General features: G+C 52.2%; 24 protein-coding genes and 3 pseudogenes. 12 read left to right on the top strand and 15 right to left on the bottom strand.

What is annotated here, in order from left to right; all coding sequences use genetic code 11:
- Window positions 1–10: 10 nt before the first annotated feature.
- From ACQGXV_RS31510 to ACQGXV_RS31490, 5 genes are all read right to left on the bottom strand, one after another.
- Window positions 11–844: a fructosamine kinase family protein gene (locus ACQGXV_RS31510; protein ID WP_440864227.1), complete on the bottom strand. Its 834-nt coding sequence runs from the start codon at window positions 842–844 to the stop codon at window positions 11–13.
- Window positions 845–1,012: 168 nt separating this feature from the next.
- Entirely contained in the window at window positions 1,013–1,867 is an 855-nt protein-coding gene (locus tag ACQGXV_RS31505; protein ID WP_440864226.1) for a metal ABC transporter permease, read from the bottom strand.
- Window positions 1,864–2,727 carry a metal ABC transporter permease gene (locus tag ACQGXV_RS31500; RefSeq protein WP_440864225.1) on the bottom strand — a complete coding sequence of 288 codons (864 nt, stop codon included), beginning with the start codon at window positions 2,725–2,727 and terminating at the stop codon, window positions 1,864–1,866. Before ACQGXV_RS31500 ends, ACQGXV_RS31505 begins: the two co-directional genes overlap by 4 nt.
- A gap of 5 nt (window positions 2,728–2,732) precedes the next feature.
- Window positions 2,733–3,614, bottom strand: a complete 882-nt coding sequence (locus tag ACQGXV_RS31495; RefSeq protein WP_440864224.1) for a manganese/iron ABC transporter ATP-binding protein — start codon at window positions 3,612–3,614, stop codon at window positions 2,733–2,735.
- Window positions 3,611–4,531, bottom strand: coding sequence for a metal ABC transporter substrate-binding protein (locus tag ACQGXV_RS31490; RefSeq protein WP_440867749.1), 921 nt, complete (start codon window positions 4,529–4,531; stop codon window positions 3,611–3,613). The genes ACQGXV_RS31495 and ACQGXV_RS31490 overlap by 4 nt, the downstream gene beginning before the upstream one ends.
- A gap of 828 nt (window positions 4,532–5,359) precedes the next feature.
- Between ACQGXV_RS31490 and ACQGXV_RS31485 the strand changes: the two genes are divergently transcribed.
- The 3 genes and pseudogenes from ACQGXV_RS31485 to rlmA form a co-directional block, all read left to right on the top strand.
- Window positions 5,360–5,455, top strand: coding sequence for a DUF2627 domain-containing protein (locus tag ACQGXV_RS31485; RefSeq protein ID WP_440867748.1), 96 nt, complete (start codon window positions 5,360–5,362; stop codon window positions 5,453–5,455).
- Between the two features lie 62 nt (window positions 5,456–5,517).
- Window positions 5,518–5,727, top strand: a complete 210-nt coding sequence (gene cspE / locus ACQGXV_RS31480; protein WP_440864223.1) for a transcription antiterminator/RNA stability regulator CspE — start codon at window positions 5,518–5,520, stop codon at window positions 5,725–5,727.
- Between the two features lie 108 nt (window positions 5,728–5,835).
- Window positions 5,836–6,456, top strand: a pseudogene (gene rlmA, locus ACQGXV_RS31475) (23S rRNA (guanine(745)-N(1))-methyltransferase); the annotation flags it as partial.
- Here rlmA and mntP read toward each other — a convergent pair.
- The 6 genes and pseudogenes from mntP to manX form a co-directional block, all read right to left on the bottom strand.
- The gene (mntP, locus tag ACQGXV_RS31470) at window positions 6,455–7,015 is read right to left on the bottom strand and encodes a manganese efflux pump MntP (RefSeq protein WP_440864222.1); all 561 of its coding nucleotides are present in this window, start codon (window positions 7,013–7,015) and stop codon (window positions 6,455–6,457) included. The pseudogene rlmA and the gene mntP overlap by 2 nt on opposite strands.
- A 458-nt stretch (window positions 7,016–7,473) precedes the next feature.
- Entirely contained in the window at window positions 7,474–7,923 is a 450-nt protein-coding gene (locus ACQGXV_RS31465; RefSeq protein ID WP_440864221.1) for a DUF986 family protein, read from the bottom strand.
- A 281-nt stretch (window positions 7,924–8,204) separates the two neighbouring features.
- A pseudogene (locus ACQGXV_RS31460) lies at window positions 8,205–9,318 on the bottom strand (IS110 family transposase).
- Between the two features lie 287 nt (window positions 9,319–9,605).
- Entirely contained in the window at window positions 9,606–10,448 is an 843-nt protein-coding gene (locus tag ACQGXV_RS31455) for a PTS mannose transporter subunit IID (RefSeq protein ID WP_440864220.1), read from the bottom strand.
- A 14-nt stretch (window positions 10,449–10,462) separates the two neighbouring features.
- Window positions 10,463–11,263: a PTS mannose/fructose/sorbose transporter subunit IIC gene (locus ACQGXV_RS31450; protein ID WP_440864219.1), complete on the bottom strand. Its 801-nt coding sequence runs from the start codon at window positions 11,261–11,263 to the stop codon at window positions 10,463–10,465.
- 104 nt (window positions 11,264–11,367) lie between these two features.
- Window positions 11,368–12,321, bottom strand: coding sequence for a PTS mannose transporter subunit IIAB (manX, locus tag ACQGXV_RS31445; protein WP_440864218.1), 954 nt, complete (start codon window positions 12,319–12,321; stop codon window positions 11,368–11,370).
- 602 nt (window positions 12,322–12,923) lie between these two features.
- Between manX and ACQGXV_RS31440 the strand changes: the two genes are divergently transcribed.
- The gene (locus ACQGXV_RS31440; protein WP_440864217.1) at window positions 12,924–14,474 is read left to right on the top strand and encodes a TerC family protein; all 1,551 of its coding nucleotides are present in this window, start codon (window positions 12,924–12,926) and stop codon (window positions 14,472–14,474) included.
- Between the two features lie 83 nt (window positions 14,475–14,557).
- Here the strand turns inward: ACQGXV_RS31440 and ACQGXV_RS31435 are convergent, their stop codons facing one another.
- Complete coding sequence (locus ACQGXV_RS31435; protein WP_440864216.1) at window positions 14,558–15,922, bottom strand: L-serine ammonia-lyase; 1,365 nt, start codon at window positions 15,920–15,922, stop codon at window positions 14,558–14,560.
- Between the two features lie 272 nt (window positions 15,923–16,194).
- Here ACQGXV_RS31435 and ACQGXV_RS31430 point away from each other — a divergent pair, with 272 nt between their 5' ends.
- Together ACQGXV_RS31430 and ACQGXV_RS31425 are read left to right on the top strand one after the other, a co-directional pair.
- Entirely contained in the window at window positions 16,195–16,560 is a 366-nt protein-coding gene (locus ACQGXV_RS31430) for an IS630 transposase-related protein (protein WP_440864215.1), read from the top strand.
- Entirely contained in the window at window positions 16,484–17,017 is a 534-nt protein-coding gene (locus tag ACQGXV_RS31425) for an IS630 family transposase (RefSeq protein WP_440867747.1), read from the top strand. The genes ACQGXV_RS31430 and ACQGXV_RS31425 overlap by 77 nt, the downstream gene beginning before the upstream one ends.
- A 28-nt stretch (window positions 17,018–17,045) precedes the next feature.
- On the opposite strand, the gene ACQGXV_RS31420 is transcribed toward ACQGXV_RS31425, so the two are convergent.
- Window positions 17,046–17,663, bottom strand: coding sequence for a CoA pyrophosphatase (locus ACQGXV_RS31420; RefSeq protein WP_440864214.1), 618 nt, complete (start codon window positions 17,661–17,663; stop codon window positions 17,046–17,048).
- Window positions 17,614–19,041: an aminodeoxychorismate synthase component 1 gene (gene pabB / locus ACQGXV_RS31415; RefSeq protein ID WP_440864213.1), complete on the bottom strand. Its 1,428-nt coding sequence runs from the start codon at window positions 19,039–19,041 to the stop codon at window positions 17,614–17,616. Before pabB ends, ACQGXV_RS31420 begins: the two co-directional genes overlap by 50 nt.
- 126 nt (window positions 19,042–19,167) lie before the next feature.
- Between pabB and ACQGXV_RS31410 the strand changes: the two genes are divergently transcribed.
- Complete coding sequence (locus tag ACQGXV_RS31410) at window positions 19,168–19,353, top strand: YoaH family protein (RefSeq protein ID WP_440864212.1); 186 nt, start codon at window positions 19,168–19,170, stop codon at window positions 19,351–19,353.
- A gap of 52 nt (window positions 19,354–19,405) precedes the next feature.
- On the opposite strand, the gene ACQGXV_RS31405 is transcribed toward ACQGXV_RS31410, so the two are convergent.
- Window positions 19,406–19,753, bottom strand: a complete 348-nt coding sequence (locus ACQGXV_RS31405) for a RidA family protein (RefSeq protein ID WP_440864211.1) — start codon at window positions 19,751–19,753, stop codon at window positions 19,406–19,408.
- 193 nt (window positions 19,754–19,946) lie between these two features.
- On the opposite strand from ACQGXV_RS31405, the gene ACQGXV_RS31400 reads away from it, so the two are divergent.
- The 5 genes and pseudogenes from ACQGXV_RS31400 (at window position 19,947) to rnd (ending at window position 26,402) form a co-directional block, all read left to right on the top strand.
- Window positions 19,947–21,872 carry an ATP-dependent DNA helicase gene (locus ACQGXV_RS31400; RefSeq protein ID WP_440867746.1) on the top strand — a complete coding sequence of 642 codons (1,926 nt, stop codon included), beginning with the start codon at window positions 19,947–19,949 and terminating at the stop codon, window positions 21,870–21,872.
- A gap of 72 nt (window positions 21,873–21,944) precedes the next feature.
- Window positions 21,945–22,646 (top strand): tRNA (adenosine(37)-N6)-threonylcarbamoyltransferase complex dimerization subunit type 1 TsaB, encoded by a 702-nt coding sequence (tsaB, locus tag ACQGXV_RS31395; RefSeq protein ID WP_440864210.1) that lies wholly within the window; start codon window positions 21,945–21,947, stop codon window positions 22,644–22,646.
- A gap of 66 nt (window positions 22,647–22,712) precedes the next feature.
- A complete protein-coding gene (locus tag ACQGXV_RS31390; protein ID WP_440864209.1) occupies window positions 22,713–23,282 on the top strand; it encodes a Slp family lipoprotein in 570 nt (189 codons plus the stop codon).
- Window positions 23,283–23,458: 176 nt separating this feature from the next.
- Window positions 23,459–25,152, top strand: a pseudogene (fadD, locus tag ACQGXV_RS31385) (long-chain-fatty-acid--CoA ligase FadD).
- Between the two features lie 122 nt (window positions 25,153–25,274).
- Entirely contained in the window at window positions 25,275–26,402 is a 1,128-nt protein-coding gene (rnd, locus tag ACQGXV_RS31380) for a ribonuclease D (protein WP_440864208.1), read from the top strand.
- Window positions 26,403–26,407 lie beyond the last annotated feature (5 nt).

Genomic DNA, 26,407 nt, shown 5'->3' with positions numbered 1-26,407 from the left:
TATTTCACTATTAAGCAACACGCTTAATGTGTTGCCCACCAAACAGATTTGCCCGATTAAGCAGATAATAGATTTGGTATAGCGGCTGGCGTTCGATAAAGCCTTTATCCAGCGGCCAGACGTTTTGGTAACCGTCATAGATTTGCGGCGCCAGTGAGGGGGTGAGGGGTAACATTGCCAAATCACACTCTCTGTCGCCCCAATAGCTGGCGGGATCGAACAGGAAACTGCCGTCGTGATAACTGGCACAGTTGTCGGGCCAAAGATCGCCGTGCAGCAGTGACGGTTGCGGTTGATGTCCGGCCAGACGTGATTCCACCTGTAAAATCAACGAGTCGATATCACCTAAATACATCCCTTTTTCAGCAGCCAGCTGTAACTGCCAGCCAATGCGCTGTTCGGCAAAGAAGGTCGCCCAACGTCGCTGCCAGCTATTAGGTTGTGGCGTGGTCGAGAGGTCATTGTCAAAATCCAAACCAAACTGAGGTTGGTCACTCCACTGATGCAAGTGCGCCAGCTGTTCTCCGAGGCACCAGGCACTGTGAGCATCCAGGGGTTTGGGGGCGAGGTATTCCATCAGCAGAAAACTGTGGTCGCGTGAACTGCCGACGCCATACACAGCCTGGACACGCACAGTACGACTGCGTGCCAGCAGCGCCAGTTGATCGGCTTCAGCGGTGAATTTGGGCAACATCTCACGGATATCGCTCTTTACGAAAACATCATACTCCCCGTATTTGACCTGCCAGACGGTGTGCATTTCGCCAGCTTCACACGCCTGGTACTCGAAGATATCAGCGGTTCCAAGATGTTCATCCAATAGCTTGCCGATTGCTTGCCACATAGCGCCACCCCCGTTGATGATGTTACGCAGAGATTGTTACCTTAGCGTATTCCTTATCAGTAAACCTGAAGCTGTCGCACAGCATGGGCAATCACCCGCCGCTGCGTCTGAAACCTAGAGCAGTATAACCCGAATCGTCCGCCACAGGCTAAAAAACACGCTATCGTCTTAAGACAATGCAGTCTGCGCAATATGCTGACGCCGGGTACGAACCTGATGCACGACCAAGGCCAGGGCAAAGAACAGCGCTTGCACCAACACGATACAGGGCCCGGTGGCACCATCCAGATAAAAGCTGATCAGCGTGCCGCTAACGCAGGAAAACACCGACACGCAGGTGGCGACGACCAGCATACCATCGAAGGTTTTACAGACCATAAATGCGACGATACCGGGGGCGATCAGCATGGCGATGACCAAAATAACCCCAACGGTTTGTAGCGAGGCAACGATAGTCATGGCCAACAGGCAAAGCAGACCGTAGTGGAGCCATTTGACCGGCAGACCAATCACGCGGGCATGGTGTGGATCAAAGCAATACAGCATCAGGTCACGGCGCTTGAGCATGACAATCGCCAGCGTAACAGCGGCAATCAGCAGGATTTGCGTTAATTCTTGTGTGGTGCTCCCTAACACATTACCAAAAAGAATATGCGACAGGTGTTGGTCGGTATCTACCCGGGCAAACATGACCAGCCCGAGGGCGAACATGCCTGAGAAAACGATGCCCATCACGGTATCTTCTTTGACTCGGCTATGCTCTTTCAGGTAACCGGTAGCAAGCGCGCACAGCACGCCGGAGGCAAATGCGCCCACCGCAAAAGGAATACCGAGCAAAAATGCCACAACAATGCCGGGCAGCACGGCATGGGAGATGGCATCCCCCATTAAGGACCAGCCTTTAAGCACCAGGTAGCAGGAGAGTACCGCACACACAACGCCTGTGACGACGGCAGCCAGCAGCGCGCGTTGCATGAACGGGTAGGCAAGCGGCTCCAGAATCCAATCTAACAGCAGACTCATGGCTGATCTCCTTCTGTGGCAAGGTGGCGTGCGCGCCGCGTTGCCAACAGGCCATGTTTCGGGGCAAATAGAAACGCTAGCAGAAAAATCAGCGTTTGCAACGTGACAATCACACCGCCGGTTGCGCCATCAAGATAAAAACTGAGATAGGCACCCAACGCGCTGCTGATGACACCGAGGGCAATGGCAATGATAATCAGTCTGCCAAAGCGGTCGGTTAACAGATAGGCAGTGGCACCGGGTGTGATCACCATAGCAATCACCAAAATGGCACCTACCGTTTGCAGTGCTGCGACCGTGCAGGCGCTCAGCAGGGTAAAAAACAGGATTTTAAGCTTCAGTGGCGATAAACCAATGGAGCGGGCGTGGCTTTCATCAAAAAATACCGCCAGCAGATCTTTCCACAGTACGCACATGATGATGAAGGTAATGCCGATGATAATCTCGACCTGAAGCACGTCTTCATCGGCAATGCCGAGGATGTTGCCAAAAATAATCGACTGCACGTTAACCGAGGTGGGGTTGAGGGAGATGATGAGCAACCCGGCGGCAAAAAAAGTGGAAAAGATAAAGCCGATAATGGCATCTTCACGCAAGCGTGTGATGTGACGGATAAGCGTCATTGCCAAGGCCGCTAGCATCCCGGTAAAAAAAGCGCCTGCTGCATAGGGCAACCCAAGGGCATAGGCTCCCGCGACGCCGGGCACGACAGAGTGGGAGAGCGCATCGCCCATCAACGACCAGCCCTTGAGCATCAGGTAAGCGGAAAGAAAGGCACAGACACCGCCCACGATGGCACTCACCCAAATGGCTTTCACCATGTAGTTGTAGTGGAACGGTTGCAAAAAAAGTTCAAACATCTACGTTAGTTATCCTCTGGCCGGGAGCGGAATGCCGGTGTATCGCTGGGGGTTGAACCGTAGAAGACGGCAGGGCGCTCATCGTCGGTCAAGACGGTGACAGTGCGGGCGTCGTCATCGTCGTGCAGGTGTTCGCCACCGAGGTTAATGTGGCGCAGTACGCCGCCAAAGGTTTTCTCCAGATTACTCTGGGTAAAGGTGGTCGCGGTAGGGCCGGCCGCTAGCACGGTGCGGTTAACCAGAATTACGTTGTCACAAAATTCAGGCACGCTCCCGAGGTTATGGGTCGCCACCAAAATCAGATGTCCCTCGTCGCGCAAAGTACGCAACATATCGATAATGGCGTTTTCAGTTTTCACATCAACGCCAGTAAAGGGTTCATCCAACAGCAGCACACCCCCTTGTTGTGCCAGCGCACGCGCCAGAAAAACGCGCTTTTTTTGACCACCGGAGAGTTCACCGATTTGCCGTTGACTGAGCGCGCTCATGCCGACGCGGGCCATGGCATCGTTTATCACGTCACGATCTTGTTGGCGCGGGATGCGCAAAAAATTCATTTTGCCGTAACGCCCCATCATCACCACGTCGGAAACCAGCACGGGAAAATTCCAGTCAACCTCTTCCGTTTGCGGCACATAGGCGATGAGATTTTTTTTCAATGCCTCACTAATGGCTTCACCGTTGAGACGGACGTGGCCTGAAGAGGGCTTCACCAGCCCCATAATGCTCTTGAATAAAGTCGATTTACCGCTGCCGTTGACCCCGACCAGTGCGCAGATCGTGCCGCCGCCCAGTGAAAAGGACGCGTTTAGAATCGCCTGATGGCCGTTGCTGTAAGTCACAGAGACATCGTCGACGGTGAGGGCTAGTTCGGGTGTACGACTCATTGATTGAATCCTTCGGCGATGGTGTTCACCGTGGTTTGCAGCAGATCCAGATAAGTGGGAACCGGACCCTTTTCATTAGACAATGAGTCAACATACAACACACCGCCATATTTCGCGCCGGTTTCTTTACTGACCTGCTTGGCCGGCTTATCAGAAATGGTGCTTTCACTAAACACCACGGGGATGTGTTTTTCGCGCACGGTATCGATCACGCGGCGCACTTGCTGGGGGGAACCCTGCTCATCGGCGTTGATCGGCCACAGATAGACTTCGTTGAACTGATAATCGGTGGTGAGGTAGCTAAAGGCCCCTTCGCTGGTGACAAGCCACCGTTGAGCTTCCGGAATCCTTGCCAAACGCTCACGCAGGGGAGCATCCAGTGCGGTGATTTTTTCCGCATAAGCCTTTGCGTTACGGTTATAGATCTCCGCGTTATCCGGATCGTATTGCACCAGTCCCTTACGGATGTTATCGACATAAATTAAAGCGTTGCTGGGGGACATCCAGGCATGTGGGTTTGGGTTGCCGTTATAGGCCCCTGCACGGATAGGCAATGGTGTTATCCCTTCCGTCACCGTAATGGCCGGAACATCTTTAATATTTTCAAAGAAGCGGCTAAACCAGCGCTCCAGGTTCAAACCGTTCCACAAGATAAGGTCCGCGGACTGCGCCTTAACGATATCCCGCGGTGTGGGCTGGTAGTCATGGATCTCGGCGCCCGGCTTGGTGATCGATTCCACGATAGCCGCCTCTCCCGCGATGTTATGCGCGATATCCTGAATGATGGTAAAGGTGGTGACAACCTTGAGTTTGTCTTTGGCATTCGCAGGTGAGGCGAGAGTCAATGCGGCGAGGAGCGCCAGAGGCAGGGTAAGACTTACAATTCGAGAAGGGTTGAAGGCCTGAAAGAAACGCATAGACATATCCTTACAAGTCGAGATGGTTAATTATTAGATGAAAATAATTCTCAATAGCATTTAAGTCAAGCGTCTCGTGCGATAACTGCGACGCTGATACCCTGTATTTATCCACTGCCGTGTGCTTTTGCGCGATCCTTGCATATCCTGAACGTGGCTTTGTTGTAAAATCGTGATTCTGGTTAACAAATCTTACTTAACGTAACGAATGAAGTCTAACTGTTGCTGATGTGTTTATGATGTTTTTTCGTTAGATGCTAAATGCTGTCTGATGGCACAACATGCATAAAAAAAAATGTTAATCGGCCGATATACCAAAAGGTGTGCAATGGAAGTATGCGATGTTGGGAGGGTATTCGCAATGGGAGGAAAATCAGAAAGGCGCTGGAAGATGGCCAGTATCATTCTCTTGGTGGTACTGGCGTTGTTAGTTGGTGTAATGGTTCAAGGGTATTAATGGATCCTAGTGGGAGGAACCTGTGTCATAGGATGCATTTTCCTCCCACTAGCATAATAATAAGAAATCATTCCTTTTATTTTCTTATCGTAAATAAGTTCTAAATTTATAACATTTTGCTATGGCAAATGCGCCTTAACGGTAGCAAGGATTCCCAGGGAGTTACATTTTACGGATTAATAAATAAAACCACGTATATTCAGTGGGTTATCCGTTGCCTATTTGTGATGGCAGCGGCGTGTTTAATGCTGTTGTTACAGGGGGTAAAGCCTTATTTTGTGCGGCGCGTCTGTGACTGAAGAAAAATAGCTTGCCATCGTTTTCAGAGTGTGTAATAACGCATCTGGGTGAAACGAGGTACAGTTCTGTATATGAGTGGCATTTTCAGTAAGGAAGTTAATGATACAACCTTTAGCGTTGCGCACTACTTCTCTGCCGATCCTTATCTTGGTGCCTCAAAGCAGTAACGACTTTGGTTTGTCTGTATAACGCCTTTGGGCGGTTTAAACAATTAAAGGAAATGTGTAAAATGGCAAAGATTAAAGGTCAGGTTAAGTGGTTCAATGAGTCCAAAGGTTTTGGTTTCATTACGCCTGGTGACGGCAGCAAAGACGTGTTTGTTCACTTCTCTGCAATCCAAGGTACCGGTTTTAAAACGCTGGCTGAAGGCCAGAGCGTAGAGTTCGAAATTCAAGACGGCCAGAAAGGTCCTTCTGCTGTTAACGTAACCGCGCTGTAATTACCGTTTCCGGTGCAAAACCCGCCATAGTGCGGGTTTTTTGTTGTCTGCCTTTTCCCTTGCCGTCAATCCGCTCGTGTTGTTATCGCTCTGTAGGAAAATATGTCCATGTTCTATCAATGCCCGCTCTGCCATCAGCCGCTACTGGCTAACGATCGCCAATGGTCATGCGGTATGCACCATTTCGATCGCGCCAGAGAAGGGTACGTCAATCTGCTAACGGTGCAGTTTAAGCGCTCCAAAATGCCCGGTGACAACGCAGAGATGATGCGTGCCCGTCGCCTTTTTCTTGATGCAGACCATTATCAGCAGTTACAGGCAGCGTTACTGCAACATATCCCTCGCGTGCTCGCCACACAGGCGCAGGCGTTGCTGGATATTGGCTGCGGAGAAGGGTATTACACCGGGGCATTGGTGGACGGGTTACCGGCAGCTCAGATTTTTGGACTGGATATCTCTAAAGCTGCGATTCAGCGGGCCGCAAAACGCTATACGGCGGTTGAATTTTGCGTTGCCTCAAGCCGACGTTTACCGTTCGGCGATGCGACGCTGGATGGAATACTGAAAATTTATGCGCCCTGTGACGGGGAAGAGCTGGCCAGGACCGTGTAAGCGCGAGGGTGGGTGATTACCGTTTCGCCCGGTCCGCGTCATTTGTATCAGCTTAAAGCTAAGGTCTATGATTCTGTCATGCTGCATCCGATAAAAGCAGAGGAGCTGCCCGGCTTTACAGGTGTTCGTAGAGAATATTGCTGCCAATGCCAATCAACACCACACCGCCAAAGATTTCCGCCTTTTTCCCCATTAGCGGACCGATATAGCGGCCAATCATCATACCCAGTGTCACCATGATCATGGTGGCGCAGCCGATAACCATCGCGGTATGGAAGATATTGACTTGCAATAAGGCCAAACCTACACCGATGGCCATGGCATCGAGACTGGTCGCGATGGCAGTACAAACCAGAGCAAACAGCGTGTGGCGTCGCACCGGTTCATCGTCCTCGTTATGTGCACTGCTGATGCCTTGCATAATCATGCTGCCACCCAGGATGACCAGCAGCGTGAAAGCCACCCAATGATCCCACTCAATGATATATTGGCTGGCAAAGAAACCCAGTGCCCAGCCGATAAGAGGGGTAATGGCTTCAATCAGCCCAAAGATTAAGCCGGTGCGAATCGCATCACGAAAACGGGGTTTATGCAGGACGGCACCTTTACCAATGGAAGCCGCGAAAGCATCCATGGACATGCCAAAAGCAAGAATAAGCGTAGCAGAAAGATTCATAGCAATAGCCTCGGCTGGGCGGTTCTACATATCCACATGTCGCCTTCCCAACCTAAATAGGGGACATGTGTCTATGGTCTCGCCTGCATCACTGCCGCCCGCACCACGTTTTTACTATACCTGCTGCCGTATGTCCGCTTCTGCATGAAGGAGGTACTGACAATCTTTCGGTATAAAACGAGTATGTTGATACGGGCATTTCTGAAACTGATATTCAGAAATTGGCTACTCCCCAAATGACGGCGCAACCTTACCATAATATTTACGCGTGAAACAACCGATAAAAAGCAGGGATTTCGCTATTATTGTTTCAAATGTAATTGTTTTCATTATCATGTGGGGCGCCGAGTTTACAAAATAATAACAGTGTTAACAGGGTTAAATATAACCAGTTATCGTGTGGGAACTGATTGAGTGATTTAGTTATATCAAAATACAATTTTTATATGCTATTGATTTTAAATCATAAATTTATATATTTTCTCAAGGTCGTCTAATTGTTGCACGTTGATCAGTAAACGACGCTTTTCCAAGTCGACCACCAGTATGCCGTCTTCGGATAAATTCATGTTACGAATGCGGTTATAAGGAATAAAAATGTTGGTATAGATAAAACCTGTTGCCTTGAATAATAATTTTGGTCGGCGAATATAAGAGAGATAGAGGGACATGGCCACCAGAGATATTAATAACGTGGTGGTTAATACCATACCGTTATGAATGATATTCTGATAGATAAGAATGCCGATAAGACCGACGAAAATCAGCGTGTCCAGCCGATTGGTGCGACGTAATGGCACCCGCAAAAGAGTACCGCCTTGACGCAGTGGTTGGATAAATTCATCAAAAATGGCATACGCCAACATAAGCGCAATAACGACGATCAGCACAATATCTGTTGTTGACATAGTATGCTATATGAACGCATCCCGTTTGCAAAGCATTCGTGGTGTTGACATTGACGGTAGGTTGCAGCTCTATATTCGGCCTTGTTGCAGCCGCTGCTGCGGGCATCGATGAGATTCGCTGACTCACACCTCATTCTCCTGGCGAGCTTTAAGCTCAACACCCCATTCAGGTTTAGTGAGTCACGGTCTTACCTGTCGTTGTCATCACTACGGCTGCCCTAGCAACCTTTCAGCATTCACCCTTCTATTAAAAGAGTTAATGTTTTGCCAGTATCTGTCGTTCAGAACGGCCTGACACTGACGTGTTTTTTGTCGTAAGTTCGGCTATGTGCCACCAGGGCCCACACCGTGCGCGCTATCTTGTTAGCCATCCCCACCACCGCAACGCTGGTTGTCCGTCTTTTCAGCAGCTCCGTAACCCACGGGTTCGGCTCTTTCGCCAGCAGCGTCGCAGCCCTGGCTCCGTGGATAAACAGCGTCCGCAGATAAGCATCGCCGCGTTTACTGATGCCCAGAAGCCTCACTTTGCCGCCGGTGCCTGTTTGCTTTGGCACCAAGCCGATGTAGGCTGCGAACTCCCGTCCTGATCGGAAGGCTCCCGCATCTCCCATGATGGTATAGCCAACCGACTTAAAAATGATTACATCCTATGCCCTGATATGCGGCAAAGAAGCATAGCTGGCTGTTATCAAAATAATGTCGCTTGGCTATAACTGCTGCGGTGGCAACCAGTGGGCCAACACCTGGAATGTCCATAATCCGCCGACAGACCTCATTCTGTTTCGCCCAAGTGGCAAGCTGTTTTTCGATACCCTCTATCTGCATATCCAGGTCATTGAGGCGCCGATGCTGGTCTTCAAACTGGTAGATCAGGAACGGTGGCAGTTTTTCCTTAAGTCGCGCAAGCACCTCTGGTATCGCCTTGTCCAGTGACGCCCGGCCTTTACGCACAGTTTCGCCGAACTCCAACAGCAATCCGTGCAGCGCGTTGATTTGCGCGGTGCGGAACTTCACTAACTGGCGGCGCATTTTGTGCAGCGACAGTACTGCCTGCTGTTCCTCAGTTTTGACGGCAACGGCTTTAGCTGGCTGCTGGACCGCCATCCAGATAGCACGGGCATCCATCACGTCATTTTTATTGCCCATCACGAAGGCCTTGACGAATTTGCCCTGGAGTAGTCTGACCTTATGCCCCAGTTTTTCCAGCTCCCGCGCCCAGTACTGGGAACCGCCGCAAGCTTCCATGCCAATCAGGCAAGGCTCCCGATTGCTGAAGTATTCCAGCAGCGCGTCGCGCTTTATCTGTTTATCGATGACTTCACCGGTATGTTCATTAATGAAGTGAACCTGCATCAGATGTTTTGCGATATCGACGCCAACAGGGGTATATTTCATGTCGTGGATCCTCCAGTTATCAGGGAGCTTTATGCATCCCGTGTTGGGCACAATGATGCCGTAAGTCTGCGAGGATCCACACCTTACCTGCCGAACCCTTCGCTGCTCTCAAATGTGTGGGATGCGTTCATCTCATTCTCCTGATTCTTTGCGTTGAGCGAAACTCGTTGTAGGGCGAAAAATAAAGGACGCGGCGTGAGTCACGGCGCGTCCGGTAGTTTATCACAGGCTGGCTGACGATGAGTGGCGCACGCACCGCCCATCGTCGTTGCTACGTGCTGTTGGTATTAAACGCCCAGCAGCCCAATCCAGTAGCCAAAGATACCAATGGCAAAGAAGCCGATAATCAACCACAGTGCATTCACTTTTCGGCGTAACAACCACATACAACCGAACGTCAGCAGCAACGGTACTAACCCTGGCATCAACTGATCGAGGATCGATTGCACCGTGGTGACCGTGGTCTCACCGTTCTGGTTGGTGACGCGGGAAACCACCATGGGGATGTTGACATGGGTCCACTTGTTAACTAACGCCCCCATGACAAACAGGCCGAGGATAGATGCCCCCTCGGTCATCTTTTGCAGGAAGCCGCCTCCCATATCACTGACGATATCGATGCCTTTACGGTAACCGTAGGCTACGCCGTAGTAGCGCACCAACAGACGTACCAGGTTAAACAGCACGAAGAACAAAATAGGGCCGAGCAGGCTGCCACTCATGGCGATACCTGCACCCAGTGCAGCAAACACCGGACGGGCTGTTCCCCAGAAAATCGGGTCGCCAACACCGGCCAACGGTCCCATCAGGCCCACTTTCAAACCGTTGATCGCACCGTCATCGATCGGCGCACCGTTCGCAAGCTGTTCTTCCATCGCCATGGTGACACCCAGTACTGGGGCGGCCACGAAAGGTTGCGTGTTAAAAAACTCAAGATGGCGTTTGATCGCCTGTTTGCGCTCTTCCGAGTTTTCCGGATACAGACGACGGATGACCGGCACCATGGAAAAACAGAATCCCAGTGCCTGCATACGTTCAAAGTTCCACGATCCCTGAAACAGGTTGGAGCGAATAAACACCGCACGGATATCGCTGGGCGTCAGTTTTTTCTCTTGCGTTGAATCAACCATTTCTCTCACCCCTGTTAGTCCAGTTCGTTATCAAGATCGTTGTTGCCCGATGCGGTGGCGGGTTGCCCCTGCGCCTTGTTGTATTTCGGGCTTAACTGGATGTACATGATCGCCATCACGATACCAATAACCCCCAGTGCAACCAGGTTGAACTGGGTGAAAGCGGCAGTTACGAAGCCAAGGTAGAAGAACGGCATCAGGTAACCAGCACGCATCATGTTGATAACCATCGCATAACCAACCACCACGATCATACCACCTGCAATGTTCAACCCGTTGGTCACTACCTCAGGGATGGAGTTCAGCAGTGTGTGGACGGCTTCCGTACCGACGGATACGGCCACAATCAGTGCCGGGATCGCGATACGCATTGCCTGCAACAGCAGAGCGGAGATGTGAATCCAACTGATGGCGTTTAAATTACCGCGTTCTGCTGCACTGTCAGCCGCATGCTGAAAGGCAACGGTGATGGTACGAACGATAATGGTCAATACCTGGCCTGCGGCGGCAAGCGGGATAGCCAGTGCAATACCGGCCCCAACGCCCTGACCACCTGCGATAACCAGAATATTAGAGATGATGGACGCGAGCGCAGCATCGGGTGCTACAGCAGCGCCGATATTCATCCATCCCAGTGCGATCATTTCCAGGGTCCCGCCGATGATGATCCCAGTTTGCAAATCACCGAGCACGGCACCAATCAACGTACAGGCGACCAGAGGGCGGTGAAACTGGAATTCATCAAGAATAGACCCCATCCCCGACACGCATGAGACGAGAAATATCAGCACAAGTTGAAGTGTTGTTATCTCCATTGTACTTCTCCTATGAGAAAACTGTCTGAGTAAACATGGTCAAAAAAATAGTCGAAACAGAGCATTGACCTGCCAGGGGCAGCAATGCGCCTGTCGTTGCCAGGTTAGCTATTCACCTTGGCAATCAGGTCCATCATTTTAAGTTTAGAATCGGTTGATACCTTTCTGACTTCCAGTTCAATGCCGCGCGCATCCAATGCCTTGAAGGCTTCGATATCTTTGGCATCAATGGAGACGGCGTTATTAACCTGGGTTTTACCCTGACGAAACGCCATGCCTCCGATGTTCACAGACGTGATTTCAACGCCGTTCTCAACCAGACGCTGCACGTCGGTAGGATTGGTGAACAGCAGCATCACCCGGTCATTGGCGTATTTCGGGTTTTCATACACCCGGATCGCTTTGGCAACATCCACCACGTGGGCAGTGACACTGGGAGGGGCAACCTGTGTCAGCAGCGTTTTGCGCACGTTATCGGCGGCAACTTCATCACTAATGACGATAATGCGACTTACATTGGTCTCTTTGGTCCAGCGGGTCGCTACCTGACCGTGAATCAAGCGGTCATCAATACGCGCGAGACCAATCTTCATATGCCCACCGGGGCCAACCTGTGCGGGAGCGACGGCTTTGGCCACGGGTTTGGCGACAGGCGCCGGTTCAGCGGTTTTTAGCGCTTTCACGCCAGTGCGACCCGCTTCCAGCGCGATGGCAATCAACTCCTCGAAGCTGGGGTTATCGTCGCGCGCCATAAACGTTTCTGCCAGCATTGGGATATTCACCCCGGCAATCACGTCATGGTTGGCTTTATCCGTAACCAGACGGCTGGCGGCATTGAACGGGCTGCCGCCCCAGGTATCAACAAGAAACAGCACGCCAAGCGACGTATCCAACGTTTCGAGCTTAGCCTGATATTTCTCAATTAACGTTTCCGCATTTTCACCGGGAACGAAATCAATCCAGGCAACGTTGCTTTGTTCACCCAGAATCATTTCCGCTGTTTTCAGCAGCGGCCCGGCGGTGGATCCGTGAGTGCACAACATAATTGCAATACTCACTTGCTACCTCCTCATTCTATTTAAGGTACTCAATGCATCCGGTTAAGGGGGAAGGCGATTAACCGAAGTGATATCAGTATGAACGCAAGTTTTTACTCAAGAATCATAAAAGAATAAAAAGGCTGCGCTGTAGCGTTATATGCTATGAAACGATTCAGGCTCCCCATCATGGGTGTAAAGTTCGATTTATTTTACCCACTGAAAAAATAAATAGTGTGATGCTGCTTACGTATTTGCTGGTTAAAACGCCGTTTGTTATGTGATTGAGAACAATATCACGGGCATGTTAAGAATCGTTGCGAATGGGCGTTACTTGGTAGCAAAGAAATCTTTGTAAAAATTCGAAACAACCTGCTAGAGTAGCCCTCTTTTTAATTGCTTAGGAGCACAGGGTTTCGACCCACTCTATATGGACCGTCACCGACAATCCTTTCTTACCCAGCCGGCCTGCGCCGGTGCTGTTTCTGGGGCTGACCTGATGGGTCACCCACTTATCGATAGCCGCCAGGGCGGTATTTATTCTCTCGCTGTTTCCCCTATGCTGCTTCACATCACACCGCCAGTGTTGATGCTGTCTGCTTGAACCCTTTTTGGAGTCTGACATGGAATTTTTTCTGGATCCCTCAATCTGGGCGGGCCTGTTGACGCTGGTCGTATTGGAAATCGTTCTGGGCATCGATAACCTGGTGTTTATTGCCATTCTGGCGGATAAGTTACCGCCGAAGCAGCGCGACAAGGCCCGTGTCATTGGCATCTCGCTGGCGCTCTTGATGCGCCTGGGGCTGCTGTCTCTGATTTCATGGATGGTGAAACTGACCAACCCACTGATCACTATCGCCGGTTACGGTTTCTCGGCGCGCGATATGATCTTGCTGGCGGGGGGGCTATTTTTGCTGTTCAAAGCCACCACGGAGCTGCATGAACGGCTGGAAAATCGGCCGCATGAGCATAACGGACCCAAAGTTCACGACAGTTTCTGGGCGGTTGTCGCACAGATTGTGGTGCTGGATGCCGTCTTCTCACTGGATGCAGTGATTACGGCTGTCGGTATGGTTAACCATATCGGCGTCATGATGACGGCGGTAGTAATTGCGATGGTGGTGATGTTGCTGGCCTCCAAGCCACTGATGAACTTCGTCAATGCGCATCCGACGGTGGTGGTGCTCTGCCTTAGTTTCTTACTGATGATCGGTTTGAGCTTGATGGCGGAAGGTTTCGGCTTCCATATCCCGAAAGGTTACTTGTACGCCGCGATCGGTTTCTCGATTCTGATTGAGCTGTTTAACCAGATTGCACGCCGCAATTTTATCAAGCACCAGTCGCGCCGTCCGATGCGTGAGCGGACTGCCGAAGCGATCCTGCGTTTGATGGGGGCGCGTAAAGCCACGGACGATGAAGAAGCCAAGCCGGTATCTCCCGCCATGGAAACTTTCGCAGAAGAAGAACGCTACATGATAAGCGGCGTATTGACGCTGGCATCGCGGTCGCTGCGCAGTGTGATGACGCCGCGTACCGAGATCTCCTGGGTGGACAGTGAACGCTCGATTGACGATATTCGCGTGCAACTGTTGGATACGCCGCACAGCCTGTTCCCGGTTTGCCGTGGTTCTCTGGATGAGTTGGTCGGTGTGGTACGTGCCAAAGAATTGCTGGTGGCGTTGGATAAAGGCGTGGATGTGGAGAGCTTTGCCGCAGCCACACCGCCGCTGGTGGTGCCAGATACGCTGGATGCCATCAACCTGCTGCCGGTACTGCGCCGTGCAAAAGGCAGTGTGGTTGTCGTCACCAACGAGTTTGGTGTGGTGCAGGGACTGGTGACACCGTTGGATATTCTGGAAGCGATTGCCGGTGAATTCCCGGATGAAGATGAAACACCGGATATTGTGGTCGAAGAGGGCGGCTGGTTAGTGAAAGGCGGCACCGATTTGCACACGTTGCAACAGGTGTTTGACAGTCATGAACTGGTCGATCCGAAAGAAGAGTATGCCTCGTTGGCGGGGTTGTTGCTGGCACACAGCAATGAAATTCCCAAGGTGGGCGAGGTGATTGAACTGCATCACTTCCGTTTTGAGGTCATGGCGGTATCGGAATACCGTATAGAACTGGTGCGAGTGACCCGTTTGGCCGATCCTTATGCGGATGAAGAAGAGTAATCCTGGCTACGCACCCGAAAAAAAAAAACTCTGTTGAGGGGTTTTGCTTTTGGGGCGTGACATGTTCAACCAGTCACGCGCTGTTAATCACATTGTACTTTCACGGCCAAACCGCCGCGCGAGGTTTCGCGATATTTGGCATTCATGTCTTTGCCGGTTTCGTACATGGTTTCAATCACTTTATCGAGCGATACGCGCGGTTCGCTGGTGCGACGCATGGCCATGCGTGTTGCATTGATGGCTTTAACCGAGGCGATGGCATTGCGCTCAATGCACGGCACCTGAACCTGACCCGCGACAGGATCGCAAGTGAGGCCAAGGTTGTGCTCCATACCAATTTCAGCCGCAACGCACACTTGCTCCGGGCTGGCACCGAGTAATTCCGCCAGGCCCGCTGCCGCCATGGAACATGCCACACCGACTTCGCCCTGACAGCCAACTTCCGCCCCAGAGATCGAGGCATTCATTTTATACAGGATGCCGATCGCCCCGGCGGCGAGGAAATAACGCAGGGCAATGTCAGTGGTGATCGGCTCAATAAAGTGATCGTAATAGGCCAACACCGCCGGAAGGATCCCACAAGCTCCGTTGGTTGGTGCGGTTACGACGCGGCCGCCGGCCGCGTTTTCTTCATTCACGGCTAACGCGAACATGTTAACCCAATCGACCACGTCCATCGGGTCGTTGGAGTGTTTTCCAGCGGCGCCCAGAATACGACGCAACGCCGAGGCTCGACGTGGTACTCGCAGTGGGCCGGGCAACACCCCTTCGGTATTGATGCCACGATCGATGCAGGCATGCATAGTTTGCCATACTGCGGCAAAGTAGTGCTCAATCTCATCCCGGCTGTGTAGTGCCAACTCATTGCGCATCACCAACCCGGAAAGCGACAAGCCGTGCTGTTTACAGTGCATCAGAATCTCTTTTGCTGAGTGGAACGGAAACGGCACCTGAACGTCGCTTGTGCTGCTTTGACCAAACAGGGCTTCATCAACGATAAATCCACCGCCGATTGAGTAATAGGTGTTGCGATACAGCGGGAGGTCGCCGCCAAAAGCGGTGATGGTCATGCCATTCTCGTGCAGAGAGAGGTTTTCACTGCGAAAATTCATGCCGCCGTGCAGCGGAAAATCCACTTCATGCTGACCGTTAGCCAGCATCAGGCGTTCGCGCTGTTCTACGTCGCGGATAAATCCCGGAATGGTATCGATGGCGATGGTATCGGGCATGTTACCCGCCAGTCCCATAATAATGGCGATATCAGTATGGTGTCCTTTCCCCGTCAGGGAGAGCGAGCCGTAGACGTCAACGGCAATACGGGTAACATCGCCAAGTTTACCCAGCTCAATCAAATCATCGACAAATTGCTTACCGGCTTTCATCGGTCCAACCGTATGAGAGCTCGAAGGGCCAATACCGATCTTGAACATGTCGAAAACGCTTATCACGCGGAAACTCCTCAAAAGCGCAGATTTAGAATAATACTCCTTGGATCGCGCTATTGTAGTGGGGTTTATCTGGCAGGATTGGCCTTTTCACATGAAAAGATCTTATGCGCCAGGTGAATATAACTTATAGCTGATCCGCGTCACACTTGCGTTTGCCATGAATAATCAGGGGAATAGAAATACCCCTGATTATGTATGGTTAATAGTCGTGCAAGGGAACACCAGAATAAAATGCTATAGCTAAACGACTTAATTTTGATTACATTATTTAAATGAGCTATTCAGTTGATTTTAGACGTAAAGTGATATCTACACGGAAAAACGAAGGGTTGAGTATCCGAGAAACAGCGAAGCAATTTCGGATTGGCCCTGCCTCTGTATCGCGTTGGATTAATCAAATAGAGTCAAAAGCATCGACCACGCGTCAGCGAAAGATCGATAAATCCGAGTTGATAAAAGATGTTGAACAATATCCAGATGCTTACCAAAAAGAACGTGCAGAGCGTTTTGGCGTTTGTCAGAAGGCCATTTGGCAAGCGCTTAAAAAGCTGGGATTGACCTATAAAAAAAACTCTACGTCATCCGAAAGCCGACGAAAACGCCCGGCAGGGATTTCAACAAAAAAAACAACAGTATGAAAAAGAAGGTAAACCTATTGTTTTTATTGATGAAAGTGGTTTTTCACACGATGCCCCACGGACTCACGGCTATTCCCCAAAAGGTCAATGGTGTTTTGGCCTGAAGAACTGGGGAGCTAGGGGAAGAACAAATGTTATCGGCGCTTTATTAGGCACAACGCTGTTTGCTATCGGATTATTTGATATCAATATTAACAGCGATGTTTTCTATGCCTGGGTCACACAAGTCCTTATCCCAGTACTCCCTAAAAACAGTGTAATCATGATGGACAATGCCACTTTTCACAAAAAACATAATATTCAACAAGTCATCATCGATGCAGGGTATATGGTGGAGTATTTGCCTACATATTCGCAAGATCTTAACCCAATTGAGCATAAATGGGCACAAGCAAAAAGCAAAAAAAGAGAGATGGGTTGCGATACAGAGAGTTTGTTCTCAGTCCATATGGTGTAATCAAAATTAAGTCGCTTGGCTATACATTTCAGACGGTTGAGGCAGAGACTTGAAGCGCTAACTGGCGAATGATGGCAGCTGTCAGCCCCCAGACAAACTGTTGTCGATACCAGGAGAGATAAACACGGTGCGTTTGGCGCTGGCGCTCAATATCCAGCGGATAGTAGCGCGCCAGCGAAAACGCATCGGTCAACGGCATTTCAAACAGCTCCGCAACCTCATCCGCATTGGGTGCAACACGAATATTGGCAGGCAGAAGCCCAACCACGGGCGTGACCTGAAAACCGCTGACACTGTCCAGCGGCGGCAGGGTGCCTAACACGGTCACGACCTCAGGGGCAATTGACACTTCCTCTTGAGCTTCTCGCAGCGCCGTGGCGATCAGGCTGGCGTCGCAGCTGTCTGAGGCTCCACCAGGGAAGGCGACTTGCCCGGCATGTTTGCGCAGCGTGCTGGCACGCCGGGTCAGCAACAGCATCGGGGCATGAGCGAGGCACACGATTGGCACCAGCACCGCCGCTTTACGCATTTGACGTACCGGTTTGGCCTGCGGTGCTCGCTGCAGCTGAAAGCGTGTGACGAAGTTCGCCAAATCGTCAGTCAGCGGGGGGAATGGGAAGGTAACCGGCTGAATCACTGAACTCATAACCTGTGCGCCGTGTGTAGTATAGTAGAGGAAGAATACGCCCCAGTTTATCCAAAGTTTCCTGATATTCCGCCTGTTCTTGACTATCTGCGACGATACCGCCACCCGCCCAGCAGTGAAGTTGGCCCTGTTCTGCGATCAGCGTGCGAATGGTAATGCTGGTATCCATGGTGCCACAGACACTGATATAGCCGATGCTGCCACAATAAGCGTTGCGGCGATGCGGTTCCAGCTCTTCAATAATCTCCATGGCGCGAATCTTGGGGGCACCGGTGATGGAGCCACCGGGAAAACAGGCGCGCAGCAAATCTGTGGCATGGCGGGTTTCCGGTAGCCTTGCTTCAATGGTGCTGACCAGATGGTGCACCGCGGGAAACGGCTCAACGTGAAACAGCGCTGGCACCCGCACGCTGCCGGGTACGGCAACGCGACCAATATCATTACGTAGCAGGTCGACAATCATGACATTCTCTGCCCGATCTTTCTGCGAGGCAGCAAGCGCCATGGCGCGGCGCGCATCTTCCTGTGGATCGGCTGCGCGCGGCAGCGTGCCCTTGATGGGGCGCGTTTCAATGCGCTGGTTTTGTAACTGCAAGAAACGTTCTGGCGATACGCTGATAACGCAATGCGCCGGCAAACGGATAAACGCAGAAAATGGGGCCCGATTGGCATCAGAGAGCGAGAGAAAAGCCTGCCATTCATCACCGCGGTAACCTGCGCTGAAGCGTTGTGCCAGGTTGACCTGATAGCAATCCCCCGCGCGCAGGTAGGCTTGAATGCGTTGAAAGCGCAAGCCGTACTCTTCCCGTGTCATATTGGACTGCCACGGGGTAGTCAGTTGGAAATCGTCAAGGGAGGGCGCATCTGGCGGTGCAGCTAACCAGGCGAGCCGCGCCTCATGGCCGCCATAGGTCACCAGCGTAAGCGTCTGCTGCTGGTGATCGGCGATCAGTGCCCAGTCGTAGATACCCACCTCCATGTCCGGCAGGTGGATATCCTGCTTGGCCTGAGACTGCAGCGTTTCGACGCGCCGCCCGAGATCGTAACCAAACAGTCCGAGTGCTCCGCCCTGAAAAGGCATGTCGGGATGGGTGTGTGCGGTGATCCCGGCCTGCGTCATCGCCTGGCGCAGCAACAAGAAGGGATCTTGCGCCGAGCGCTCTGTACCATCCGCACGCATGATGAGAGTCTCATCGCCGTCGGTGGTTAATGTTGCCACCGGATCGGCCACCATGATGTCGAAACGGTTGTGCTGGTGTTCGGCAAAACCGGAATGCAGCAACATAGCCCATGGCTGACGAGAGAAGCGGGCAAACAGATGCAGCAGGGTGTCCGGCTGATAAGGCAGTCTGTGAAAATCAGGTAAACGAGAATCCATCGGTGTTATGTCATCGTGCAGGTGCTGATTAATATCGTCGTTAGCGTTATGATGCGTGTTTATATAGGCCACGCGAGTGCGTCAGCCTAGCACAATTCGCCCACGGCGTATAAGGAAGCTGACTGAATGTTCAATGATATGCCCCCTTTAACCCACTCGCAGCAGCAAGACGCGGTTGAACGTATTCAATCGCTGATGGCACAAGGTATGAGCAGCGGAGAGGCCATCGCATTGGTTGCCGCTGACTTACGGCGGCAACATAGAAGTGACGCCGTCACTTATGATGAAAGTGACAGGATTAATAAGCCCTAACGCAGGCGCTTAGCGATTCGCTTATTCTTCGCTGTACTTATTCTTCACTGTACTACAGCGCGGCAATAGCTTTGATTTCCACTTTATATTTCGGGTTCATTAGACGCACTTCTACGGTACAGCGTACCTGTGCCTGGCCTGCCACTACCCAGGCATCCCAGGCGGCATTCATGGCGTTAAAATCAGCCGCATCGGCAAGGAAAATCGTCACATCCAACAGACGCGTTTTGTCTGAGCCATTCTGTTTCAGGATGGCATCAAGCAGCGCCAAGGCGTTTTCGGTCTGTGCCTCGGCATCGGCATCCAAATTTTCCGGCACGCTGGTGTAGTAAAGGGTGTTGTTGTGAATTACGGCATCGGACCAGCGGGCTTCTGGTTGAATCCTGATAATGTCTGTCATTGGTTGTCTCCCTGCATCAATCCTGTGAAGTAAAAATTGTTTTGCAGCTTAGCATGATTCTGCGGTTTGAGGCGATGCGATTGCGATGCAGGGTGGCTGCCGGGACAGACACAGGGCATAATTGGACGATAGCTTCACGGTATCCCTTGCGGTTGTGGTTGTGACCATTGGCAGTGACAAACAGAGAGCGTGTGTGACAAAACATTCCGTACAGGACGATTTTTCTCCCGAAGGCACCCTGGCGCAAGCCATTGACGGTTTTAAACCGCGTGAACTTCAGCGTGATATGGCTGCGGCGGTAGAGCGAGCCATTGTTGAACAACGTGCGCTGGTGGTGGAGGCGGGCACCGGGACCGGAAAAACCTATGCTTATCTGGTACCGGCGTTGCGTTCTGAACGCAAGGTTATCGTCTCCACCGGCTCTAAAGCCCTTCAAGACCAGCTTTTTTCACGTGATTTGCCGCGCATCGCCACCGCTTTGGGCTACACCGGACAGGTCGCGTTACTCAAAGGGCGATCGAACTATTTATGTATCGAGCGGCTTGAGCAGCAATCCCTGGCCGGCGGCGATCTGAGCGGTGAGGCGTTGAGCGAACTGGTACGTTTGCGCGGTTGGTCATCGGCCACGGTAGACGGTGACATCAGTACCTGCACCGACGTGGCGGAGGATAGTGCGGTGTGGCCGTTAGTCACCAGCACCAACGACAACTGTCTGGGGAGCGATTGCCCACATTACAAGGAGTGCTTTGTGGTGAAGGCGCGACGTAAGGCGATGGAATCTGACGTTGTGGTGGTTAACCATCACCTTTATCTGGCGGATATGGTGGTCAAAGAGAGCGGATTTGCTGAACTGATCCCCGATAGCGCCGTGGTGATTTTCGATGAAGCCCACCAGATCCCTGATATCGCCAGCCACTACTTTGGTCAGCAACTCACCAGTCGCCAACTGCTCGATCTGACGAAAGATATCATTATCGCCTATCGCACCGAAGTGCGCGATGCGGCTCAGTTGCAAAAATCCGCCGATCGTTTAGCGCAAAGTACGCAGGATTTTCGGCTGGCGCTGGGTGAGCCCTGCTTTCGTGGCAACCTGCGCGATGTGCTGGCGCAGCCCTCGTTGCAACGCGCGCTGCTGTTGCTCGATGATGCGCTTGAGCTCTGCTATGACGTTGCCAAACTTTCTCTCGGGCGCTCGACGTTGCTGGATGCCGCCTTTGAACGCGCTACCCTGTATCGCGCGCGTCTCAAGCGGCTACAGGATGTGCAACAGGCTGGTTACAGCTATTGGTATGAATGCAATGCGCGGCACTTCGTGTTGGCGTTGACCCCGCTCTCCGTGGCCGACCGTTTTAGAGAGTTGATGCATGAAAAGAAGGCCGCCTGGATCTTTACCTCAGCAACGCTGTCGGTTAACGACAGGGTCGAACACTTTACGGAACGCCTGGGATTGGACCATGCGCAATCTATGTTGCTGCCGAGTCCGTTTGATTATGCGCAGCAGACGCTGCTCTGCGTGCCACGTTTTCTGCCGGAGATGCAGCAACGCGGTGCGGCACAACGGTTGGCCACTCAGTTGCGCCCGCTCATCGAGGCGAATCGCGGACGTTGCTTCATGCTGTGCACCTCGCACCAAATGATGCGCGATCTGGCCGCGGAGTTCCGTGCCTCTTTGACGTTGCCCGTGTTGCTTCAGGGAGAAACCAGCAAGGCGCAACTGTTAGCGCAGTTTGTCTCTGCCGGGAATGCGTTGCTGGTGGCGACCAGCAGTTTCTGGGAAGGGGTGGATGTGCGCGGTGACGCGCTCTCTTGTGTGATTATCGATAAGCTGCCGTTTACCTCGCCAGATGACCCGCTGCTGAAAGCGCGTATTGAAGATTGTCGCCTGTGCGGCGGCGATCCGTTTGACGAGGTGCAACTGCCCGATGCGGTCATCACCCTGAAACAAGGGGTGGGGCGTTTGATTCGTGATGTGGACGATCGCGGTGTTATCGTTATCTGCGATAACCGTCTGGTGATGCGTCCTTACGGAAAAACCTTTCTGCAAAGCCTGCCGCCCGCTGCCCGCACGCGCGATCTGGCGCAAGCGATCCGTTTTCTTTCCCGCACCGAAGCGGTGTGATGCCTCTAAGTAATTCCATGCGCGGTGTGCTATGCTACGCCGCGTTATTTTGTTTCCCTGCCTGAGGTCGGCATGTCTACGCGAATTTTAGCGCTCGATACTGCGACGGAAGCCTGTTCCGTTGCGCTCTGGAATGATGGTCAAATTTTCTCCCTGTATGAAGTGTGTCCCCGTGAACATATCCAACGCGTGTTGCCGATGGTGCAACAGGTGCTGGCCGAAACCGGTGTGACGTTGAACAGCCTGGATGCGCTGGCATTTGGTCAAGGCCCCGGCAGCTTTACCGGTGTGCGCATTGGCATTGGTATCGCTCAAGGGTTGGCATTAGGCGCAGATTTACCGATGCTGGGTATCTCGACGCTTGCCACGATGGCGCAGGGGGCCTGGCGCCGCACAGGTGCTACGCGCGTGCTGGCGGCGATTGACGCTCGCATGGGCGAAGTCTATTGGGCCGAGTATCAGCGTGATGTTGACGGCAACTGGCAGGGCGACGAGCATGAAGCCGTGCTGACGCCACAACAGGTGCTGGAGCGCACACTGCTGCTGCGCGGTGAATGGGTGACCGTTGGTACCGGGTGGGAGACGTATCCGACACTGGCTGCCCACGCCGCGATCACGCTGACACCGGGCGATATGCTGCTGCCACAGGCACAGGATATGCTGCCGTTGGCTTGTCATCAGTGGCAGTCAGGTAACGCGGTCGCCGTTGCTGATGCCTTGCCGCGCTATCTGCGCAACAACGTCACCTGGAAAAAATTACCCGGCCGCGTCTGATAACCGCGCAACTTATTGCATTACTGCCTACTCTAATGTGTAGGTAATGGCAAAGGGATCAGTATTATGGCGATTTCTAATTGGTCAAAACAGGTGACGTTCGCGGCGCTGGCACTGTTGCTGGCAGGTTGTTCCTCGATTTCTGAATCCATCCAGAGTAGTTCGGAAAGACCGTACGACCGTTTGTCACAAATTATGTTGATGCCGCAGATGGCCTTGGGCCAGGAAGCGCGTCTCGGCGGTCGCGTTGTCGCCGTACATAACGAAAATGACAAAACCCGTCTGGTGATTGTCAGCCTGCCGTTGGATCGCTGGGCGCGGCCTCAGTTGGAGAGCGTTTCGGAAGGGCGATTCATCGCCAACGTCAAAGGTTTTCTTGAGCCCCTCGATTTTCAGGGCCGACTGGTGACCGTCGTGGGGTCCGTCGCGGAAATGGAGCAAGGTCAGATAGGCAGCAGACCTTATCGCTTTGTGGTGATCAATGTGACGGGTTATCAACGCTGGAACGAAACGCAGCAGGTCATCTTGCAGCCCGGCGCTGCTGATCCGTGGGGATGGGATTGGCGCTACCGGCGGGGTTGGGGCTTTGGCAATGACTGGGGCCCGGCTCGAATCGAGACGATTGTGACGCAATAAATGGCGTTTTTTCTCTCTTAAAAAACGCAGAATTATGATTAACAATAAGGCGTGATCGAACTCTCAACCTCGATATTGTCTCAGCAGCAACTGGCAAGCTGAGTTAAAATAATGTTAATTATACGAGCGGTGGGAGAATCATCATGCCACTAAAAAAATACCTTGGGAGTGATGCCTTGGAGAAAATCTGGTTAACGCGTTATCCGGCTAACGTGCCAGCCGAAATTAACCCGGATAGCTATACGTCGTTGGTCGATCTTTTTGAAAATGCGGTTACCCGATATGCCGACCTGCCCGCGTTTATTAACATGGGCGAGGTGATGACTTTCCGCAAGTTGGAAGAGCGTAGCCGTGCATTTGCTGCCTATTTGCAAAATCAGCTCCATCTTCAAAAAAGCGATCGCGTGGCCCTGATGATGCCGAACTTGTTGCAATATCCAGTCGCGTTGTTTGGTATTTTGCGCGCGGGCCTGGTGGTGGTTAACGTTAACCCGCTTTATACGCCGCGTGAACTGGAGCACCAGTTGAAGGACAGCGGCGCAACCGCCATTCTCATTGTGTCCAACTTTGCACATACGCTGGAAAAGGTGGTCTATAAAACTGACGTTAGACATGTGATCCTGACGCGCATGGGCGATCAGCTTTCTACCGCGAAAGGGACGCTGGTCAACTTTGTGGTTAAATACATCAAGCGTCTGGTGCCGAAATACCATCTGCCGGATGCCATCTCGTTTCGCAGCGCGCTGCAACAAGGGCTGCGTCTTCAGTACATCAAACCACAAATTGTGAATGCAGATCTGTCCTTTTTGCAATATACCGGCGGCACCACCGGGTTGTCGAAAGGGGCGATGCTCACGCACCGTAATATGCAGGCCAATCTGGCACAGGCGAAAGCCGCCTACGGTCCGGTGTTGCAAGAGCGCCATGAGCTGGTGGTTACCATGCTGCCGCTTTATCACATCTTTGCGCTGACGGTAAACTGCCTGCTGTTTGTTGAACTGGGTGGGCAGAACCTGTTGATCACCAATCCGCGGGATATTCCGGCGGTGGTGAAAGAACTCGGTAAATACCCGTTTACGGCAGTCACGGGAGTTAACACCTATTGCTGAATAACAAGGCCTTCCACGAACTGGATTTTTCTACGCTGCGTTTGTCGGTGGGCGGTGGCGCATCGGTGCAGCAATCGGTGGCCGAGCTGTGGGAAAAATTGACGGGGAAACACCTGCTGGAAGGTTATGGCCTGACGGAAAGCTCACCGCTAGTGGCAGGCAACCCCTATGATTTAAAACACTACAGCGGCAGCATCGGTTTGCCAGTGCCCTCTACCGATGTGCGTATTGTGGATGATGAGGGGCAGGATGTGGCACCGGGTGAGTCGCGGGAACTGTGGGTGAAAGGTCCGCAGGTCATGCTGGGCTACTGGCTTCAACCGGCTGCGACGCAAGAGGTGCTGAAAGCGGGGTGGCTGGCAACCTGCGATATTGTCACGGCAGATGAAGAGGGGTTTCTGCGCGTGATCGATCGCAAAAAAGACATGATTCTGGTGTCCGGATTTAACGTCTATCCGACAGAAATCGAGGAAGTGATTGCGCGCCATCCAAAAGTGTCCGAGGCCGCGGTGATCGGTGTGGAAAGCGAGCTGAGCGGTGAAGCCGTTAAAGCCTATGTTGTGGCCCGTGACAGCAGCCTGAGTAAAGATGAACTGATTACCCATTGCCGTCGTAATCTGACCGCCTACAAAGTGCCAAAACTGGTCGAGTTTGTGGAAGAGTTACCAAAATCTAACGTGGGAAAGATTTTGCGCCGCGAATTACGCGCAGACAACGCCAAGCAAAAGTCACCCGATGAAGTTGCCGCAAAGGTTTCCTGATTTATCAATAAAACGTCTGCCAGATCGCCGCATGACAGGCTATCATAGCAAAAGGTTAACAACGCCGGTTATACCGGCGTTGTTTTTGCAGTAGCCGACAGTTAAAAACAAGAGAACCCGTTTTGAATTATCAGTTAATCAGCGACAACAATGGCCTGGAACAGGTTTGTCAGCAGGCGCGTCAGCACACGCAGGTCGCGCTGGATACCGAATTTGTCCGCACTCGCACCTATTATCCGCAATTGGGTCTCATCCAGCTTTTTGACGGCGAAACCCTCTCTCTGATTGATCCCCTCACTATCAGCGCCTGGCAGCCGTTCGTGGCGCTGTTGCAGGATGCGCAGGTGACTAAGTTCCTGCACGCCAGCAGTGAAGATCTTGAGGTGTTTATTAATGCATTTGGCGTGTTGCCGCATCCGTTTATCGATACACAGATTTTGGCCGCCTTTCTCGGTAAGCCCTTGTCCTATGGATTTGCTGCTTTAGTGGCTGATTATCAAGGTGTGACGCTGGATAAAACCGAGTCGCGTACCGACTGGCTGGCGCGTCCGTTGACTGAGAAACAGTGTGACTATGCTGCTGCAGATGTCTTCTACCTATTGCCGATGGCTGAGAAGATTGTGGCCGAAACGCGTGAAGCTGGATGGCTGGACGCGGCGTTGGATGAGTGCCGGCTACTGTGTCAGCGTAAACAGGATATTCTCACGCCGGAACTGGCCTATCGTGAATTTGGTAACGCCTGGCAACTGCGTGGCAAGCAACTGGCTTGTTTACAACTGCTTGCTCAGTGGCGGCTCAATCTGGCGCGTCAGCGCGACAGCTCGGTCAACTTTGTGGTACGGGAAGAAAATTTACTTCAGGTGGCGCGCTGTATGCCGTCCTCGTTGGGTGAGTTGAGTGCATTGGGGCTGAGCGGCCCGGAAATCCGTTATCACGGGAAAACACTGCTCGATATTGTCACCCAGGCCAATGCGCTGCCGGAATCCCACTATCCCGCGCCGATCGTTAATTTGATCGACTACCCCGGCTATAAGCGCGTGTTTAAATACATCAAAAATCTGGTGACACAGGTGAGTGAACGCAGTGGACTTTCTGCTGAATTACTGGCATCACGGCGTCAGATCAACCGCTTGTTGAATTGGCATTGGAAACTGTTTGCTCAAGAAGGCACTGCGCCGGAAATGTTGAACGGCTGGCGAGCTAAACTGTTCGATGAACCGTTGCGCGATTTGTTGACTCGCGAAGGGTAACAGCA

It is taken from the genome of Symbiopectobacterium purcellii (assembly GCF_052050035.1).
Taxonomy (GTDB): domain Bacteria; phylum Pseudomonadota; class Gammaproteobacteria; order Enterobacterales; family Enterobacteriaceae; genus Symbiopectobacterium; species Symbiopectobacterium purcellii_A.
The sequence above is the reverse complement of the archived record's forward strand: the minus strand, read 5'-3'. Positions and strand labels throughout refer to the sequence as shown.

Excerpts from the sequence above, each read along its gene's own strand:
- ACQGXV_RS31510 (WP_440864227.1), bottom strand. The coding sequence starts at position 844 with ATGTGGCAAGCAATCGGCAAGCTATTGGATGAACATCTTGGAACCGCT.
- mntP (WP_440864222.1), bottom strand. The coding sequence starts at position 7,015 with ATGAATCTTTCTGCTACGCTTATTCTTGCTTTTGGCATGTCCATGGAT.
- ACQGXV_RS31420 (WP_440864214.1), bottom strand. The coding sequence starts at position 17,663 with ATGAGTTCAGTGATTCAGCCGGTTACCTTCCCATTCCCCCCGCTGACT.
- pabB (WP_440864213.1), bottom strand. The coding sequence starts at position 19,041 with ATGGATTCTCGTTTACCTGATTTTCACAGACTGCCTTATCAGCCGGAC.
- ACQGXV_RS31430 (WP_440864215.1), top strand. The coding sequence starts at position 16,195 with ATGAGCTATTCAGTTGATTTTAGACGTAAAGTGATATCTACACGGAAA.
- ACQGXV_RS31490 (WP_440867749.1), bottom strand. The coding sequence starts at position 4,531 with ATGCGTTTCTTTCAGGCCTTCAACCCTTCTCGAATTGTAAGTCTTACC.
- ACQGXV_RS31495 (WP_440864224.1), bottom strand. The coding sequence starts at position 3,614 with ATGAGTCGTACACCCGAACTAGCCCTCACCGTCGACGATGTCTCTGTG.
- ACQGXV_RS31455 (WP_440864220.1), bottom strand. The coding sequence starts at position 10,448 with ATGGTTGATTCAACGCAAGAGAAAAAACTGACGCCCAGCGATATCCGT.
- ACQGXV_RS31450 (WP_440864219.1), bottom strand. The coding sequence starts at position 11,263 with ATGGAGATAACAACACTTCAACTTGTGCTGATATTTCTCGTCTCATGC.
- ACQGXV_RS31390 (WP_440864209.1), top strand. The coding sequence starts at position 22,713 with ATGGCGATTTCTAATTGGTCAAAACAGGTGACGTTCGCGGCGCTGGCA.
- ACQGXV_RS31405 (WP_440864211.1), bottom strand. The coding sequence starts at position 19,753 with ATGACAGACATTATCAGGATTCAACCAGAAGCCCGCTGGTCCGATGCC.
- ACQGXV_RS31410 (WP_440864212.1), top strand. The coding sequence starts at position 19,168 with ATGTTCAATGATATGCCCCCTTTAACCCACTCGCAGCAGCAAGACGCG.
- ACQGXV_RS31505 (WP_440864226.1), bottom strand. The coding sequence starts at position 1,867 with ATGAGTCTGCTGTTAGATTGGATTCTGGAGCCGCTTGCCTACCCGTTC.
- cspE (WP_440864223.1), top strand. The coding sequence starts at position 5,518 with ATGGCAAAGATTAAAGGTCAGGTTAAGTGGTTCAATGAGTCCAAAGGT.
- ACQGXV_RS31500 (WP_440864225.1), bottom strand. The coding sequence starts at position 2,727 with ATGTTTGAACTTTTTTTGCAACCGTTCCACTACAACTACATGGTGAAA.
- ACQGXV_RS31440 (WP_440864217.1), top strand. The coding sequence starts at position 12,924 with ATGGAATTTTTTCTGGATCCCTCAATCTGGGCGGGCCTGTTGACGCTG.
- tsaB (WP_440864210.1), top strand. The coding sequence starts at position 21,945 with ATGTCTACGCGAATTTTAGCGCTCGATACTGCGACGGAAGCCTGTTCC.
- ACQGXV_RS31465 (WP_440864221.1), bottom strand. The coding sequence starts at position 7,923 with ATGTCAACAACAGATATTGTGCTGATCGTCGTTATTGCGCTTATGTTG.
- ACQGXV_RS31485 (WP_440867748.1), top strand. The coding sequence starts at position 5,360 with ATGAGTGGCATTTTCAGTAAGGAAGTTAATGATACAACCTTTAGCGTT.